This is a genomic window from Streptomyces sp. NPDC049040 (assembly GCF_043197715.1).
In the GTDB taxonomy this organism is placed as follows: Bacteria; Actinomycetota; Actinomycetes; order Streptomycetales; family Streptomycetaceae; genus Actinacidiphila.
In genome coordinates this window covers 1-15,577 of record NZ_JBICTO010000024.1, presented here as the reverse complement: position 1 = coordinate 15,577, position 15,577 = coordinate 1, and the positions used below count along the sequence as shown (strand labels likewise).

Below are 15,577 nucleotides of genomic sequence, written 5' to 3'. Positions count from 1 at the left end.
CTCTTGACTTTGCGTCAACCGCCGGTAGCTTCTTGGTGCTTAACCGGTACAGCGATCGGTCGCCATCCGGCTCCGCTGTCGCCTTCTCAGCCTTCCTGTCAGGGAACGTCCGGACATTCCGAGGAGAATGCATGAGACTCCCAGCACGACGCACATGGCTGGCGGCCCTCGCCGCGGTGACCACGGCACTGATGATGGCCCTGCTCGTCGTCGCCGCCCCCGGCCCCGCGCGGGCCGCGGGCACAAGCTTCGTCCAGCGCTGCGGCACGCACTTCTGCGTCGGCGGCAAGACCGCCTACTTCGCCGGCGCCAACTCCTACGACCTGTTCACCTTCGGCAGCGGCTCGGGTGACACCGAGACGCAGTACATGGACAAGGCGGCCATCGACAGCGAGATGGCGAACATGGCATCGGACGGCGTCACCGTCGTCCGCACCTGGATGTTCGACCACGAGAGCTGGCACGGCTTCGAGCCCGCCAAGAACACCATGAACGAGCAGGAGTGGGCCGAGTTCGACTACATCCTGTACTCGGCGGCGCAGCACGGGCTGCGGGTCGTCCCCGCGATGGAGAACTACTGGACCGCCTACGGCGGCATCAACACCGTGCTCGGCTGGGAAGGCGTCTCCACCGCCAACCCGGGGAACTTCTTCGACCCCGCCAAGTGCGCGGGCTGCCTGGCCGACTACGAGTTCTACGTGGGATACGCGCTGAACCGGGTCAACCACTACACGGGCGTGGCGTACAAGAACGACCCGTCGATCTTCTCCTGGGAGCTGATGAACGAGCCCCGCTACCAGGACGAGACCCCGGCCGAGAACACCGCGGGCACCGTCTTCCGTGCCTGGGAGGACAAGGTCGGCGCCTACATCAAGAACATCGACCCCAACCACATGGTCGACAACGGCATCGAGGGCCAGGGGAGTTCGTACGGCTACGGCAGCGACAACGGAGTCCCGTACACCTACGAGTGCCAGTCGCCGGTGATCGACTTCTGCTCCGCGCACATCTACCCGACCGAGGGCTGGGCCAACCTGTCGGTGAGCGCCACCCAGGCGCTGGTGGCCAAATACATCACCGACGCCCACACCGGTGCGGGAAAGCCCTTCTTCCTGGGGGAGTTCAACACCTCCGCCGGCACCCGCACCACCTACTGGCCTGCCATCTACAGCACCATGGAGGCGGGCAACGGCGACGCCGACGCCTTCTGGTGGTACATGAACAGCGGCAAGGACGGCAACTACGGGGTGATGCACGGCGACGCGGCGCTGACCTACTTCACCGCGCACTCCAACGCCGACAAGGCCAAGAGCGGCGGTACGACGACACCGACCACGCCTCCGACCACCCCGCCCACGACGCCTCCCACCACGCCCCCGACGACCCCTCCGACCACGCCTCCCACCACCCCGCCGACGACCCCTCCGGCCGGTGCGTGCTCGGTCCACTACGACATCAGCGACTGGGGCAGCGCCTTCAACGCGAACGTCACCATCACCAACGGCGGCGCCGCGCTCAACGGATGGTCCCTGGTGTTCGGCTTCCCCGGCGGCCAGAAGATCACCAACATCTGGAACGCGGTGCAGACCCAGAGCGGCAAGCAGGTCACCGCCACGAACGCTCCATACAACGCGGTCGTCCCGGCCGGCGGCACGGTCTCCTTCGGATTCAGCGCGAGCTCGACCGCCGGCACCAACGGGGTGCCGGCCGCCTTCACCCTCAACGGCAAGGCCTGCACGGTGTCCTGACTCCAGGGCGGCGCCGGACGGCGCGCCACGGCCCCCCGCTGCCGTCCGGCAGCGGGGGGCCGTACGTATGGACGGGCGGACGGCAACGCACCCTGCGGCAGGGGGACTTACCCGGTTCAGCTTCCCGATATCCGCGGGCGACCGCCCGTTGACGCCGCCGACTCGGCGCCGGGAGTATGGGAGCGCTCCCATACCCCCCACGTCAAGGAGCCTTCCATGCGCCGACCCGCGCACTCCCCACGACCGCCGCGCAGACTGCTCGCGGCTCTCGCCACCGCCGTCGCCGCGCTGCTCGTCGGAGTGCTGACGATGCTTCCCGCACCCGCGGCCACCCCGAACGCGGCCCAGGCCGACGTCGTCGGCAATGCCACCCACTTCGACGGCCTCGGCCAGCCCTACGGCGGCTGCGGCATGCCGCAGTCCGAGCTGGACTCACCGGACTTCGTCGCGCTCAACGTCTTCGACACCCCGGGCGACTACGCCGCCCACTCGCGTCCCGTGCCCCCCGCGCAGAGCTCGATCATCGGCGCGTGGGACAACGGCCACAACTGCGGGCGCTGGGTGCAGGTGACCATCGGCGACTACTGCAACGGCACCAACGACGGCGCCCCCGGCCAGGCCTTCTGCCGCAACGGCGGATGGACCCAGGACTCCTACAACGGCGCCACCCTCACCATGCTGGTCGCCGACAGCTGCGCGGACGCCAACGCCTGGTGCAGGGACGACCCGAACCACCTCGACCTCGACACCGCCTCGCTCGGCCACTTCACCCGCAACGGCACCGCGGTGACCGGGCTCGCGGACCACTGGAACAACCGGCACGTGTCCTGGAGCTACGTGCCCGCCCCCGGCTACACCGGTGACATCAAGATCGGATTCCTCCAGGGCGCCCAGCGCTACTGGGGCGCCATCTCGGTCTCCCACCTGCCCGACGGTGTGCACGGCGTGGAGTACTACTCCGCCGGCGCCTGGCACGAGGCCCAGATGAACAGCGACATGGGCCAGTCCTTCATCCTGGTCCCGACCACCGAGGGCGGCACGGACTTCCGCATCCGGGTGCGGGACGTGAACGACAGCTACGTCTTCGGCGGCCGCACGTACGACTTCTCGCTGCCCTCCGCCTGCTCGGGCACCTGCTCGCAGCCGTACACCGGCGTCACCTACACGACGTCGGGCGGCGGTACGACGACGCCGACCACGCCCCCGACGACCCCGCCCACGACGCCTCCCACCACCCCGCCGACGACACCCCCGACCACCCCGCCGACCTCCGGCACCGGCGGCTGCACCGCGGCCGTGCACGTCACCAGCTCCTGGTCGGGCGGCTACCAGGCCGATGTGACGGTACGCAACACCGGCACCCGGCAGACCACCGGCTGGGCCGTCAAGCTGACCCTTCCGTCGGGTGTGCGGATCAGCAATGTGTGGAACGCGGCGGTCGACTCCTCGGCACCCGCCACCACGCTGCGCAACGTCGCCTACAACGGCACGCTCGCCCCGTCGGCAAGCACCTCGTGGGGCATGACGCTCAGCGGTTCCGACCAGAATCTCGGGACCCCGGCCTGCACCGCGTCAGGGTGACGGTCCACGGACCGGTGTGAACCGCGGTACCTCTTCGGCGCGCCCCGTGCGATCACCTTCCGTGATCGTCACGACAGGTGACGCCGGACGGCCGTCCCGGCGCTGCGTACGGGACGGCCGTCCGGCGTGCGCCCGTGCTCCCGCGCCCCGCCCTACCCGGGCCGCGACCTCCGTTCACGACCGGGCGATCGGTGGCCGGCCGGTCGAGGGCGTCCACGGATGACGGAGCAGAAATGGCGGGCTGCCCAGGCCGACCATAGCTTCGAATCGCGCGTGCACCGCCCCCTCGGGGAAGGGGCGTTGGCCGGCGCAATCCGAATCAGGTACCGGGACCCGTCAACGGCGCTGTCGCTCTGCGGGTCGAGAAAGGCAGGTCAGGGCGATGCTCGTTCGTCACAGCAGGTACATCGCGGGAGTCATGACGGTCGCTGCGCTCGGAACGGGGGCCGTGATGGCTCCCGCGGCCCACGCGCAGCAGGGTGTGCAGCCGGTACGCGAGGGTGAGTCGATCCAGGCGGCGGTCGACGCGGCCGCCGAGGGCGGCACGGTCCTGGTCATGCCCGGCACCTACCGGGAGAGCGTGCAGATCACCAGGAACGTGACCCTGCGCGGCATGGGCGCCGGCCGGGTCACGATCACCGCCCCGGCCGGCCAGGGCGCGCAGGCGGCCCCGGCCGCCCCCGGCACCGCACCGGCCGCGGCGCCCGCCGCACCGGACCCCTCCGCCCCTGCGGCCGGCAGGCCGATGGCCCCGCAGGGCAGCGCGCCCGCCGCCCCCGAGGCAGGCAGGCCCGCGGCCCCCGCCGCCACGCCGGACGGCACGGCGCCGGCCGCCGCGCAGGCCGAGACGGGCACGACGGCCATGCCGGCCCAGACCGGTACGGCCACCACGCAGGCGGCCGCGAACGCCGACACCGGAACGGCCACCACCGCCACCATGACCCAGGCGGCGTGCGCGGCGGCCGGGCACGGCATCTGCGTCACCGGCGCCGACGGCCACCCGCTGACCGCGGTCCGCATCGAGTCGATCTCCGTCGTCGGCTTCCGCAAGAACGGCATCGACGTGTCGGGGACCGACCGCATGGTCGTCCGCCGGGTGGAGGTCAAGAACAACGGCGAGCAGGGCATCAGCCAGGAGAAGTCCACCCGTGCCGTGCTGCGGGACAACGAGGCGGTCGGCAACGGCCAGTCCGGCATCTTCGTCGCCAACTTCGTCAACGCGGAGGGCGGCGCCCTCGACACCCGCGGGACGGTGGTCGCCGGCAACACCCTGACCGGCAACCGCATCGGCGTGACGATCCGCCGGGCGCGCGTGCTGACCGTCGAGAACAACACCGTCACCGGCAACTGCGGCGGCGTCTTCGTCGTCGGCGACGAGAACAGCCCGAAGGCCGGCGACCTGGACATCAGGCAGAACCGGATCACCGACAACAACAAGTTCTGCGCCTCGAACGGCCGGCTGCCGGCCATCCAGGGCACCGGCGTGCTGCTCACCGGCGCCGAGGACACCCGGATCACCGGCAACACCATCACCGGCAACTCCGGCACCTCGCCGATGTCCGGTGGAGTCGTGCTCTTCCCGAGCGAGGTCGGCGTGGCCAACCAGCGCGACCAGGTCAGCGGCAACACCCTGTCGGGCAACAGCCCCGCCGACCTGGCCGACCGCGACACCAAGGGGTCGGGCAACACCTTCAGCGCGAACTCCTGCAGCGTCTCCGAGCCGGCCGGCCGGTGCTGACCGGACGGTACGCCGGCCCGCCGCGCGCACCCCGGCCCCGTCCGATCCCGCCCCCGACCCGGCATGACCAGAAGGGCCGAGCATGACCATGACCCAACCGGCCGCGGCGCCCGCGGCCACCATGCCCGCGGCAGCCCCCGCGCCGCCGCCCCACGCTCCCGACCAGTCCGCCATGCGGATGCGCGAGCTGGTGTTCGGCGCGGCCTGCGCGGCCGCGATCCGTGCCGCCACCCGGCTCGGCGTCGCCGACGCGCTCGGCGAGGAGCCCGCCACGGCGGAGGAGCTGTCCGCCGCGGTCCGCGCGGAGCCCCGGCCGCTCGACCGGCTGATGCGGGCCCTGACCTGCTACGGCGTCTTCGCCGAGCAGGCCGACGGCCGCTTCGTGCACACCGGCATGTCCCGGATGCTGCGCGAGGACGCACCCGACTCGCTGCGCAACATCGCCCTGTGGTGCACGGAGCCGTGGACCTGGGAGGCCTGGCCGCGGCTCGACGACGCCGTCCGCACCGGTCAGGACGTCTTCGCCGACCTGCACGGCAAGCGCTTCTTCGACTACCTGCACGACGACGCGCCCGAATCGGCCGCGGTCTTCGACAAGGCGATGACCCGCTCCAGCATGCAGTCCGCCCGCGATGTGGTGGACAGCCTGGACATGACCGGCATCGCCACCGTCGCCGACATCGGAGGCGGCCAGGGCCACGTGCTGGCCGGCCTGCTGGACAGGCACCCGGCGCTCCGCGGCACGCTGCTCGACCTGCCCAAGGTCGTCGCGAACGCCGACCCGCGGCTGCGTGAGGGCGGTGCGCTTGCCGAGCGCGCCACCCTGCTGCCGGGCGACTGCCGGCGGGAGATCCCGGTCGACGCTGACCTCTACATCATCAAGAACATCCTCGAATGGGACGACGACAGCACCCGCAGGACGCTGCGCAACGTGGTCTCGGCGGCCCGACCCGGCGCCCGGGTGCTGGTCATCGAGAACCTGGTGGACGACAGCGTGTCGATGAGGTTCACCACCGCCATGGACCTGCTGCTGCTCCTCAACGTCGGCGGGCAGAAGCACACCAGGGAGAGCCTGGTCGCCCGGATGACCGAGGCGGGCCTCTCGGTCGGCGAGGTGCGCCCGGTCAATCCGTACCTGCACGCTTTCGACAGCACCGTCCGCGGCACCTGACGCCGCGACTGCGGTACGCAGCCGACGGCCGGCCCGGTCATCCGGGCCGGCCGTCGCCGTGCGTGCGAGGTGCCCGGCGCACCCTCAGGCGCGTCGGGAGGAGGTCAGATGGGCGAAGACCACCACGTTGTCGGTGTAGTCCTTCTTGGACCTGTCGTAGCTGCCGCCGCAGGTGATGATCCGCAACTGGGGGTCGGGGGTGGGGCCGTAGACCCGCTGGTCGGGGAACTTGCCCTTGGAGAACATCTCCACCGAGTCGACGGTGAAGGTCGCCACCGTGCCGTCCGCTCGGGCGATGTCCGCGGTGGCACCCGGCTTCAGCAGGCGCAGCAGCAGGAAGACCGCGGGGCCCGTCTTGGTGTCGACATGTCCCGCCACGATCGCCGGGCCGCGCTCGCCGGGCGTCGGGCCCTCGGCGTACCAGCCCACGAGGTTGGTGTCCGCGGCGGGAGGCGCGTTGAGATTGCCCGCGGCGTCCAGGTGCAGCGGAGTGAAGGGGGCGTCCACGGCGAGGCTCTTGATGGTCAGCCGGGTGGGGTTGGAGTGCGGCAGGCCGACCGGGGCGGTGCTCGCGGGCGCCGGCCTCACGGACGGCGCGACCGCCGCTCTGTTCGGCGGGTTGCCCGGTACGGTGCCGGTCGCGATGGCGCTCGGCGGCGCGGCCGCGGAGGGCGGCGGACCTGGCAGGCCCGTACCCGAGGAGTCGACCGAGTTGTAGATCATCAGGGCGCCGAGGGCCGCGGAGGCGACCGCCCAGCGCAGCACGCGCGTGCGCGGGTCGGACCTGGCCTCCGCCGCGCCGGCGGGAGGCGGCGGGTACTGCTGCGACATGGGGCGATGCCTTTCATCGGCTCGCGGACAATGCGGGGCGGCACGGAAGCCGAATCCGCCGTGGCCACCGCCGCGGGAAGCGGCGGTGGCCACGGCAGGAGACAGCGTGGAACAGGTTCAGCGGGCTTTCAGCCGTTCACCGAGCGGATCGGTGTCAGACCGCGAGGCCGCCGGCCGGGGTGCGGCGACGGCGCATCGCCACCGCACCGGCGCCGAGGCCGCCGAGCAGCAGGACGGAGCCGGCCGCCATGCCGCCACCGGACAGCGCCATGCCGCCGCCACCGGTGTGCACGCCGCCGTGCGGCTGCTTGCCGTGCCACGAATTGCCACCCTCCTGCTGGGCGGTGGCGTCGTCGGAGGAGGTGCTGTCCTGCGAGGCGCTGCTGTCGTGCCAGGAACCGCCTTCGTGCGCGGTGGCGGAGCTGTCGGCGCTGCTGTCGGCGGCACCGGTGGAGGACGAGTGGTCGGAGGAGGAGTGCGACGAACCGTGGCTGCTCGGGTCGTACGCGTTGACGGCACCCGTCGCGTGGGCGGCCGGGGCGGCGATGGCGAGGACTGCGGAGAGAGCAGCTCCGGCGAAGAGGGTGCGGGCAGTGCGCATGGTGAGGGTTTCCTTCCGCCGCGCGTGCGTCGGCTGACAGGCAATCAGCCGAAGGAATCGCAGTAGCGACGTTCTCACCGTCAGTCATGTGCGAGGGGGGCGCCACCGGAGAGGGCCGCAAGGGGGCGTCCCTTGCGCCCTCCGGGTGGCCGGCTGCTCCGCACGGGGGACTGCGATGCCCGGCCGGCCGTCAGCGGCTGCTGCGCTCCCAGCGGTAGAACTCCCGGGCCATGGCGTCCTTCGGGGACCGCCAGGTCGCCGGGTCATAGGCGCTGACGTGCGACGACAGCCGCTCGCTGATGTCCTTGAACTCCGGGTGCGAGGCGTGCTCGGCCACCGCGGGCCCGGGCGGCCCGTCGGCCTCGATCAGATGGAAGTAGAGGTCGCCGAACTGGAACAGGCTGCGGCTGCTCACCCCGATCAGACGCGGCAGCTCGCCGCGGTCGGAGTCGGTGAAGACCTCGGCGATGTCGTCCGCAGAACCGGGTGCCATACGGGCGACGATCAGAGCGCGGTGCACGGTTGTCACGTCCTCTCCTGCTTGCGCAACGGGGGGAGGCCCGGGCAGGTGAGTGCCCGCCCGGGCGCGGCATCAGTTGGGGACGGAGACCTGCTCGCGGGCGCGCTGCTCGATCTTGTCCCTGATCAGCTCCAGCTGGACCGCGGAGTTCGCGTTGATCCTGGCGGTCATCCCGGCGTCGTCCACCGGGGCCTCCGGCTTCATCGCGAAGTCCTGGACCCATCGCATCCGGGTGCCGCCGGGGACCTCGTGGTAGCTCCAGAAGATCTCCATGAAGTCGAACGGCCCGGTCTCCACCCGCCGGGCGGTGACGGTACGGGTCTCCGGGACCGGCTCCCGCTCGGACACCCAGCTCCACACGGTGCCGTTCTCGTCCGGGTGCATCGTCAGCCGGAAGGTGGTCTTGCGGCCCTGGCGCTCCAGGATCTCCACCGACGCGTACTCGCTGAACAGCTGCGGCCAGTGCTCCAGGTCGTTCGTCATGTCCCAGACGAGGTCGAGCGGGGCGTTGACGGTGATCTCGTTCTCGGTGTGCGCGGCCATGGCTCAGGCCCTCGCCTTCAGCACGTCGTTGACGACGTCGAGCAGCTCCCGGGGGGTCCGGCAGGCGTCGGCGTCGGCGGGGATGGTGGCGCCGTGCTCGTTCTCCAGCGCCCCGACGATGCCGAGCAGGCCCAGCGAGTCGAGGCCGAAGTCGGCAAAAGGCGTGTCGGACTGGAGCTCCAGGTCGGCAGGGCCGACGATGACACCGGCCCTGCGCTCCATCAGCGAGGCCAGTTCCGCGTAGGTGAGTTCGGTGTGCATGAGCGGCTCCTTACGAGGAGGTGGAGTGGTGCGGGTGGGGGACCTGCGGTGGGGCGGTCAGGGACGGGCGTCGGCGCCGTGCCGCAGCACCAGTGCCGAGTTCGAGCCGAGCAGCCCGCGGCTGAGCACCAGTGCGGTGCGCAGGTCGGCCGGCCTGGCGTGGCCGGTGACCAGGTCGAGGCCGTGGCTCACGTCCGTGACGTTCGGGGTGGGCGGTACGGCGCCGTGCTCCATGGCGAGCACGGCGGTCGCGGTGTCGAGCGCCGAGGCACCGCAGTAGGCGCGCCCGATACCGGTCTTGGGCGCGGTGACCGGGACCCTGGCCGCGTGCCGGCCGAGCACGTCGGCGAGGGCCAGCGCCTCGGCGCGGTCGGCCGCGGGCACGCCGAGCGCGTCCGCGAAGACCACGTCGATCTCCTCGGGTGCGGCGCCGGCCTCGTCCAGCGCGCCGCGGATCGCGTGCGCCAGGCCTTCCCGCGACGCCGCCCAGTCCGCCGACCCGGTGAAGGTCGCGGCGTGCCCGGCGATCACCGCCCGCGCGGTGACCCCGCGTTCGCGTGCCGCCACGGCCTCTTCGGCGACGAACATCGCACCGCCCTCGGCGGGGACGAAACCGCAGGCGCGGTCGGTGAACGGCAGATACGCCCGCTGCGGGTCGGCGGCCGTGCTCAGCTCCGGGTACCCCAGCTGGCACACGATCGAGTACGGCGCGAGCGGTGCCTCGGTGGCGCCCACCACCATGGCGTCGGTGCCCCGGCGGATGTTGCGGGCCGCGTGGGCGAAGGCGTCGAGTCCGCCGGGCTCGTCGCCCGCGACCACGCCGCAGGGGCCCTTGAAGCCGCCGCGGATGGATATCTGGCCGGTGCTGGCCGCGTAGAACCAGGCGATGGACTGGTAGGGGCCGACGAACCGCGGTCCGCGGCCCCACAGCTGCTGGAGTTCGCGCTGGCCGAACTCGCCGCCGCCTGAACCCGCCGCGGTCACCACGCCGATGGCGAACTCGCCGGCGCCGGCCGCGTCCAGTGCCGCGTCGCGCAGCGCCATGTCGGCGGCGGCCATCGCGAAGTGGCTGAACCGGTCGGTCTGCACCAGGAAGCGCTCCTCGACCACCGTCGACGGGTCGAAGCCGTGCACCTCGCCCGCAACGGCCAGCGGCAGGTCGCCGCAGCCCTCCCGGGTGACGGGGCCCAGCGCGCTGACACCCTCCCTGGTCGCCTTCCAGTAGGCGTCGGCGCCGATCCCTGTGGGCGCGATCACCCCCATTCCGGTGATCACCGTACGGCGCTCGTCCTGCTTCCTCGGCTTGGCGTTCATCGCCTCGCCTCCTCCCGGTCGAGGACCACGGCGGACTGGAAGCCGCCGAATCCGCTGCCGACGGACAGCACGGTGTGCAGCGGCATCTCGCGTGCGGTCCTCGGCACGTAGTCGAGGTCGCACTCGGGGTCCGGCGTCTCGTAGTTGGCGGTGGGGGGCACCACACCGTGCTCCATCGCCAGTGCGCAGGCGGCCAGTTCGATGGCCCCGATCGCGCCGAGGGAGTGGCCGACCATGGACTTGATCGAACTCATCGGGGTCCTGCGGGCGTGCTCGCCCAGCGAGCGCTTCACCGCCGCGGTCTCGTGCCTGTCGTTCTGCTTGGTGCCGGAGCCGTGGGCATTGACGTAGTCCACGGCGGTGCGGTCGATGCGGCCGTGCGCCAGTGCACGGTCGATGGCCCGCGACATCTCCAGACCCTCCCGGGTCAGACCTGTCATGTGGTGGGCGTTGCCGAACGAGGCGTAGCCCTTGACCTCGCAGTAGACCCGGGCGCCACGGGCCCTGGCGTGCTCCAGCTCCTCCAGGATCAGCACCGCTCCGCCCTCGCCGAGGACGAAGCCGTCCCGGTCGGCGTCGAAGGGGCGGGAGGCGTGCTCCGGGTCGTCGTTGTTCGGCGAGGTCGCCTTGATGGCGTCGAAGCAGGCCACCGTGATCGGCGAGATCGGCGAGTCGGACGCGCCGGCGATGCAGATGTCGGCCCGGCCCTCCTCGATGCTCTGGAAGGCGTAACCGACCGCGTCGAGCCCTGAGGTGCAGCCGGTGGAGACCGTCTGCACGGGCCCGTGCGCGCCGACCTGCTCCGCGACCTCCGCGGACAGCGCGCTGGGGGTGAACGCCCGGTGCAGATGCGGTGCGGCAGGCCGGTGGTCGACGTCCCAGCGGTCGCCGCCCGAGCTGACCAGGGCGTAGTCCTGCTCCAGCCGGGTGGTGCCGCCGACCGCGGTGCCCAGCGACACCCCGATCCGCCAGGGGTCCTCGACCCGCGGGTCGAGCCCCGCGTCGTGCAGTGCCTCGTCGGTCGCCGCCATCGCGAACTGCACGTAGCGGTCGGCGCGGGACAGCCGGACGGGGTCGAGGCCGCAGGCGGCGGGGTCGAAGTCGCACTCGGCAGCTATTCGCGACCGGAAGGCGGAGGCGTCGAAGCGGGTGATGCCCCGGGTCGCCGTCCGTCCGGACGTGAGCAGGTCCCAGAAGGCGGGAACGCCCACCCCGCCGGGGGCGACGACGCCGACCCCGGTCACCGCCACCCGCCTGGTCATGAGACCGCCCCCGCCGCTTCCGGCGGCCGGCTCGCGCTCGGCCGGGCGCCGTCCGCGACCAGCGGATTGCCGGCCGCGTCCTCGGTGTCGACGTGGCCCAGTTCCGGGCGCGGTGCGAGCGGGCCGAGGTGGAAGACCATCCGCGCCTGGCCGCCGCCCACGTTGCGGAAGCGGTGCCGTACGTCCTTGGGGATCAGCAGCCCGTGGTCGGCTTTCAGCTCGTACGCCTCACCGTCGAGGTCGACTTCGAGGTCGCCCTTGACGACGAAGACGAACTCCTCCGAGTAGGGGTGGTAGTGCTCGGCGATGCGCTCGCCGCGCTGCAGGATCGCCAGGCCCATGAAACCGCTGGTCGATCCGCTGAGGGTCGGGGTGAGCATGGCGCGCAGATCACCGCCGCGGCGCCGGTTGGGCTCGATCTCGTCCACGTGCACGATTCGAGGGGGCTGAGCGGTCATGACGGGTGCCTCCTGGTGAAGTCGCACCGGCCGGAGGGGGACCTGCGGCCGGCCCGCGCGTGCGGGAAAAGCGGAAGAGTGGTCACGAGTCCTGTGCGTGGCGGTCGGTGACGAGGGTCATCTCGAGGTGCGCGAGCAGTTCCCTGCGGCCGCTGTCCTCACCGAGGTCGCGGACGGCGCCGGGAAGTTCGAGCAGCCGGCCCAGCTCGGCGGCCAGGTCGCGGTCGGCGGTGCCGGTGGTCAGCGCCAGGTCCTCGTCGTGGGCGGCGGCCAGGTCGATCACGCGCACGACGACGTCGTCGCGCTGGAAGATCGTGCTGCGCACCAGCGAGCCCGTCGGGTCGGCAGCCGCCAGCTCGTCGGACCTGGCCAGCACCCGGGCCGCCGCGGCGCCGCTGCCGCCTCGTACCGGGTAGTGCAGCGCATACCGCCGGACCTGGCCGGTACGGTCGGCCTCGGCCACCGCCTCGTGCACCGCGGGAAGCCCGGCCCTGGTGAAGAACGCGCGGGCCGCCTCCGGGTCGGCCAGGTCGCGCTCCTCCTCCAGGTACGGGTTGATGGCCTCCTCGACCGCCCGCACCTCGGGCTGCTGCGCCACGTGCCGCAGCGCGGCGACCAGGTTGCCGCTCACCTCGACCGCGCGGACCACCCGGTTGCCGTGCATGAACAGCGTCGTCCTGCACAGCCGGGTGGCCGAGTCGACACGGGCGGAGGGGGAGGCGTAGTCGGCGAGCAGCTTGGCGACCTTCGCCTCGCTGCCCGGCTTCACCGTGAAGGTGATCGCGTGCCGGATCCGCCCGTCGCCGGCCCGCTCAGGCCGCGGCGCCCGGTCGCCGGTGTGCCCGGCATCCGAGGTCTCGCGCAGGATGTCGAAGCGCAGCGAGCGGGTGTCGTTGACGCACGAGTGCATGGGCTTGACCATCTCGCGGTGCTCCGGGCTGTCCACCCAAGCCAGGAACGGCTCGGAGCTCTCCCACTCGCTGGTGATCAGCCACTGCGAGGGGTCCTCGATGGACTGGCACAGCTGGTCGCTGACGTGCCCGGGCACCGAGGCGACCTGGCTGCGCAGCAGTTCGTAAGCGTCGAGGAAGCGCTCCTGCGCGCCCTTCTGGATGTCAAGCAGCAGCACCACACGAAGCCGTGCGGCCTCGGTCTTCTGTGCGCCCGCCGCCGCGCCCGCCGTCCCCGGCTGTTCGGACAGGGTCGTCATCTTCCACTTCTCCTTCGACTGCCGATATGCGATGTCGATCACCAGCGGTCCGCGCGCTGCTCGCGGCCGCGGGACGCGGGGACACCGGATCCGCACCGGTGTGCGTTTCCCGCGGCCCTGAGTTCTGATCGTGCTTCGATCCCACCAACGCCGCGAGATCTGCGGTCCATGCGGGCGAATGCGCCGCCAGGACACCGCCGTGCGGCCCCGACCGGGCAAGGAGAGAGCGGGACCGGACGACGGTGTGCCGGGCCCCTGGGCCGTGTCGCATCCGACGGCAGGCCCCAGCCGCACCGGCGGCCGACCGCCGCCGCGCCGTGCCCGTACAGGCTGGAGCAACAGATGCAACCGACATCCGACGACCGAGTACCGGTCCTCATCACCGGCGGGTCCCTGGTGGGGCTGGCCACCTCGCTTTTCCTCGGCCGGCTCGGCGTGGACCACCTGCTGGTCGAGAAGCACGCCGCGACCTCGCACCACCCGCGCGGCCGCGGCAACAACGTGCGCACGATGGAGCTGTTCAGGACCGCGGGCATCGAGCCCGCGATCCGCCGGGCCGCGTCCGTCCTGGCCCCCAACCACGGCATCCTGCAGGCCGAATCACTGACCGGCGACAACCAGCAGTGGCTGTTCCGGGAGATCGACCCGGGCGGCGGCCTTGCCAGGTTCAGCCCGTCCGGGTGGTGCCTGTGCAGCCAGAACGACCTGGAGCCCGTGCTGCTCGAAGAGGCCCGCAGGCTCGGCGGCGACATCCGCTTCGGCGTCGAACTGCGTTCCTTCGAGCAGGACGAGGGCGGGGTGACCGCGGAGGTCCTGGAACGCGACACCGGCAGGACCCGTACCGTACGGGCCGACTACCTGGTCGCCGCCGACGGCCCGCGCAGCCCGGTGCGCACCGCGCTGGGCATCGGCCAGACCGGCGCGGGCGAGCTGTTCCACAACGTCAGCGTCACCTTCCGCGCCAAGCGGCTCGCCGAGGTCGTCGGCGACCGCCACTTCATCGCCTGCTACCTGACCAACCCGGACGCCGACGGGGCGCTGCTGCCCGTCGACAACGAGGCCGAGTGGGTCTTCCACCTGCCCTGGCACCCGGAGCGCGGCGAGCCCCTCGAGGCGTTCACCGACGAGCGGTGCGCCGCGCACATCCGCACCGCAGTCGGGGTGCCGGGGCTCGAGATCGAGATCACAGGGAAGGCCCCGTGGCACGCCGCGGAGCGGGTGGCGGAGCGCTACTGCGACGGCCGGGTGCTGCTGGCGGGCGACGCCGCCCACGAGATGTCGCCGACCGGGGCGTTCGGCTCCAACACCGGTATCCAGGACGGCCACAACCTGGCCTGGAAGCTCGCCGCCGTCCTCGACGGCTGGGCCGGTCCCGGCCTGCTGGAGACCTACGGCGCCGAGCGCCGCCCGGTCGCCGTCGCCACCAGTGCCCGCGCCTCGGAGCGCTCGGCCGAGCACAGCCACCCCGGCTACGACGCCACGCCGGCCGGCGGCAACCGCCAGAGCGGCGTCCTGACCGTCGCGCTCGGCTACCGCTACCAGACGGGGGCCGTCGTCGGTGTCGATCCGCGGCGCCCGGTCGTCCCCGAGGGCCCGCCGGCTCCCCCCGCGGGCCCCGGCGGCACCGGCGGCCCGGTGGTCCCGACCGTGCCGACCTCGCCGGACATGCCAGACGACGCCGGGACCGCGGAGCGTCCCCCCGGCGGCCCGGCCGTCCCGGCCGCCGGGGGCCGCCCCGCGGGACCCGCCGACGGCCGGGCATCCGGCCGTCCCGCGGCGGGCGGTGCGCGGGGGAACGGCCGCTCCGGCGGCCCGGCAGCCGCCGGTGGCGGCGGGCCGCGGCTGTGGCTGGGCGATCCGGGCACCAGGGCACCGCACCTGTGGGTGACCAGGAAGGGCGAACAGCTCTCCACGCTCGACCTGTACGAGCGGGCGCCGGTGCTGCTCACCGGCGCGGGAAGCGCGGCAGGCGAGGCCTGGCACACCGCCGCCGCCCGCGTCGCGGACGACCTCGGCGTGCCGCTCGACCGCTACCGGGTCGGTGCGGATGCGGGCGCCGACCTGGTGACCGAGCCCGGCGCGGACTGGGCGGAGGCGCACGGCACCGGCCGGGACGGCGCGCTGCTGGTGCGCCCGGACGGCTTCGTGGCCTGGCGCGCCACCGGTGCCTGCGCGGACCCGGAGGCCGAACTGACCGCGGTGCTGTGCCAGGTGCTCAGTCTGGCCTGACCCGCGGACGGCACGGAAAGCGGGGGGGGGGGGGGGGGGGGGGGGGGGGGGGGGGGGGGGGGGGGGGGGGGGGGGGGGGGGGGGGCGCGAGGGATGGATGGGTTGTGTGG

Annotated in this window: 14 protein-coding genes; 5 read left to right on the top strand and 9 right to left on the bottom strand. The window is 72.6% G+C overall.

What is annotated here, in order from left to right; all coding sequences use genetic code 11:
* The first annotated feature begins 131 nt into the window (after nt 1–131).
* From ACGFMP_RS33575 to ACGFMP_RS33560, 4 genes are all read left to right on the top strand, one after another.
* The gene (locus ACGFMP_RS33575) at nt 132–1,748 is read left to right on the top strand and encodes a cellulose binding domain-containing protein (protein ID WP_393677352.1); all 1,617 of its coding nucleotides are present in this window, start codon (nt 132–134) and stop codon (nt 1,746–1,748) included.
* Between the two features lie 216 nt (nt 1,749–1,964).
* Nucleotides 1,965–3,329, top strand: a complete 1,365-nt coding sequence (locus tag ACGFMP_RS33570) for a cellulose binding domain-containing protein (protein ID WP_393677350.1) — start codon at nt 1,965–1,967, stop codon at nt 3,327–3,329.
* A gap of 418 nt (nt 3,330–3,747) precedes the next feature.
* Complete coding sequence (locus ACGFMP_RS33565) at nt 3,748–5,067, top strand: right-handed parallel beta-helix repeat-containing protein (RefSeq protein ID WP_393677349.1); 1,320 nt, start codon at nt 3,748–3,750, stop codon at nt 5,065–5,067.
* Nucleotides 5,068–5,188: 121 nt separating this feature from the next.
* Nucleotides 5,189–6,238 carry a methyltransferase gene (locus tag ACGFMP_RS33560; protein ID WP_393677471.1) on the top strand — a complete coding sequence of 350 codons (1,050 nt, stop codon included), beginning with the start codon at nt 5,189–5,191 and terminating at the stop codon, nt 6,236–6,238.
* Nucleotides 6,239–6,322: 84 nt separating this feature from the next.
* Here the strand turns inward: ACGFMP_RS33560 and ACGFMP_RS33555 are convergent, their stop codons facing one another.
* The 9 genes from ACGFMP_RS33555 to ACGFMP_RS33515 all read right to left on the bottom strand — a co-directional run bounded on the left by ACGFMP_RS33555 (nt 6,323) and on the right by ACGFMP_RS33515 (nt 13,238).
* Nucleotides 6,323–7,069 (bottom strand): class F sortase, encoded by a 747-nt coding sequence (locus ACGFMP_RS33555; protein WP_393677347.1) that lies wholly within the window; start codon nt 7,067–7,069, stop codon nt 6,323–6,325.
* A 154-nt stretch (nt 7,070–7,223) separates the two neighbouring features.
* A complete protein-coding gene (locus ACGFMP_RS33550) occupies nt 7,224–7,670 on the bottom strand; it encodes a hypothetical protein (protein ID WP_393677345.1) in 447 nt (148 codons plus the stop codon).
* A gap of 190 nt (nt 7,671–7,860) precedes the next feature.
* Nucleotides 7,861–8,190 (bottom strand): TcmI family type II polyketide cyclase, encoded by a 330-nt coding sequence (locus tag ACGFMP_RS33545; RefSeq protein ID WP_393677469.1) that lies wholly within the window; start codon nt 8,188–8,190, stop codon nt 7,861–7,863.
* Between the two features lie 72 nt (nt 8,191–8,262).
* Nucleotides 8,263–8,733, bottom strand: a complete 471-nt coding sequence (locus tag ACGFMP_RS33540) for an SRPBCC family protein (RefSeq protein WP_393677344.1) — start codon at nt 8,731–8,733, stop codon at nt 8,263–8,265.
* 3 nt (nt 8,734–8,736) lie between these two features.
* Nucleotides 8,737–8,994: an acyl carrier protein gene (locus tag ACGFMP_RS33535; protein WP_033175910.1), complete on the bottom strand. Its 258-nt coding sequence runs from the start codon at nt 8,992–8,994 to the stop codon at nt 8,737–8,739.
* 57 nt (nt 8,995–9,051) lie between these two features.
* Nucleotides 9,052–10,308, bottom strand: a complete 1,257-nt coding sequence (locus ACGFMP_RS33530; RefSeq protein ID WP_393677342.1) for a beta-ketoacyl synthase N-terminal-like domain-containing protein — start codon at nt 10,306–10,308, stop codon at nt 9,052–9,054.
* Complete coding sequence (locus ACGFMP_RS33525; protein WP_393677340.1) at nt 10,305–11,570, bottom strand: beta-ketoacyl-[acyl-carrier-protein] synthase family protein; 1,266 nt, start codon at nt 11,568–11,570, stop codon at nt 10,305–10,307. The genes ACGFMP_RS33530 and ACGFMP_RS33525 overlap by 4 nt, the downstream gene beginning before the upstream one ends.
* Nucleotides 11,567–12,028, bottom strand: a complete 462-nt coding sequence (locus ACGFMP_RS33520; RefSeq protein ID WP_393677338.1) for a cupin domain-containing protein — start codon at nt 12,026–12,028, stop codon at nt 11,567–11,569. Before ACGFMP_RS33520 ends, ACGFMP_RS33525 begins: the two co-directional genes overlap by 4 nt.
* 82 nt (nt 12,029–12,110) lie before the next feature.
* A complete protein-coding gene (locus ACGFMP_RS33515; RefSeq protein WP_393677337.1) occupies nt 12,111–13,238 on the bottom strand; it encodes a SchA/CurD-like domain-containing protein in 1,128 nt (375 codons plus the stop codon).
* A gap of 342 nt (nt 13,239–13,580) precedes the next feature.
* On the opposite strand from ACGFMP_RS33515, the gene ACGFMP_RS33510 reads away from it, so the two are divergent.
* Entirely contained in the window at nt 13,581–15,467 is a 1,887-nt protein-coding gene (locus tag ACGFMP_RS33510; protein WP_393677335.1) for an FAD-dependent oxidoreductase, read from the top strand.
* Nucleotides 15,468–15,577 lie beyond the last annotated feature (110 nt).